The sequence below is a fragment of the Promicromonospora kroppenstedtii DSM 19349 genome, from assembly GCF_000515355.1.
GTDB classification, from domain to species: domain Bacteria; phylum Actinomycetota; class Actinomycetes; order Actinomycetales; family Cellulomonadaceae; genus Promicromonospora; species Promicromonospora kroppenstedtii.
The window spans coordinates 10,537-11,669 of record NZ_KI911578.1 but is presented as its reverse complement, the minus strand read 5'-3'; the positions used below and the strand labels follow the sequence as shown (position 1 = coordinate 11,669).

The following is a 1,133-nucleotide window of genomic DNA, read 5'->3' as shown; positions in this document are numbered from 1 at the left end:
CGAAGCCGACCGCCTTCGCGATCTTGCGGTGCCGCTTCGTGAAGTCCAGGCCGTAGACCATCTTCGCCGTAAAGGAGTGGAGGTCTTCGCCGGCCCGGATCGCCTCAATCATGGTCGGCTCCTCCGCCAGCGCCGCGAGGACGCGCATCTCGACGGCCGCGTAGTCGGCGGCGATGATCAGATTCCCCGGCTCGGCGATGACCGACCGGCGGATCTTCCAGTCACCGGAGGGGAGCTGCTGAAGCGGCGGGGTCGAGACGGACATGCGCGCGGTGCGGGCCTGGAGGCCACCGATCACGGGGTGGATGCGGTCGTCCGGGTCGCGGAGGTCGAGGAAGGCTTGCGCGTAGGACTTGCCCACTTGCCGGCGCGCTTCGCGTGGGCGACGAGCGTCGGCGAGCGGGTTCGGCTCGCGAGACTCCATGCGCTCCCACTGGAGGTCCAGATCCGCGAGCGGGAGGAGGATCTCCTTGGAGACCTTCAGCGCACCGCCGTCGGTCTCCTCGGTGAGCTCCTCGCCCATGGCGACCAGCGCGGAGGCGACCTGCACAGGTGAGTTCACGTTCGCCACGCCGTACCGCGCGGCGCGTGCCTCGTGCTCCGCCGCCTCAGCCGCAAGGTCCCCGGTCAGCTTCTCCACGTACGGGAGATCGAGGAGCATTCCCTTGCGCTGAAGCAAGGCGAGGAGCGTCGCGAGGTGGTGCTCGAACTGCGAGAGGTGGTTCAGCCCGAGGTCCCGGACCATCGGCGCGAGCTCGTCGAACAGGCGCCGGGCCGCGAGCGGGTCGAGGCCGGCGTACTCGACATAGACCGGGTGGTCGATGTCGATCAGCGCCCAGCCGGTCTCCCTCGTCGCCTTGTACTCCTTGCGGAAGATCGCGTGTAGCTCCTTCTCCGTGTCGGGCACCGTCGGGTCGACGTAGATCTCGGCGAGCTCCTTCAGCCTCAGGCCCGTCCCCCCCTCGTGCCGCTGCCGCGGGTCGAGGAGGTGGGCCATGATGCGCGTGTCGAACGCGCGGGGGCCGAGCTCCTCGATCGTCACGCCGAAGTCGTGGTCGATGACCTGGAGGTCGAAAGGCGCGTTATGGAGGGTGAAGTGCCGCGGCTGCCGGAGGGCTCGCACGATCGCCTTC

Annotated in this window: 1 protein-coding gene; it reads right to left on the bottom strand. The window is 68.9% G+C overall.

What is annotated here, in order from left to right:
- A partial coding sequence (locus tag PROKR_RS02270) for a DNA polymerase (RefSeq protein ID WP_211239998.1) occupies positions 1 to 1,123 on the bottom strand: 1,123 nt, incomplete at its 3' end.
- Positions 1,124 to 1,133 lie beyond the last annotated feature (10 nt).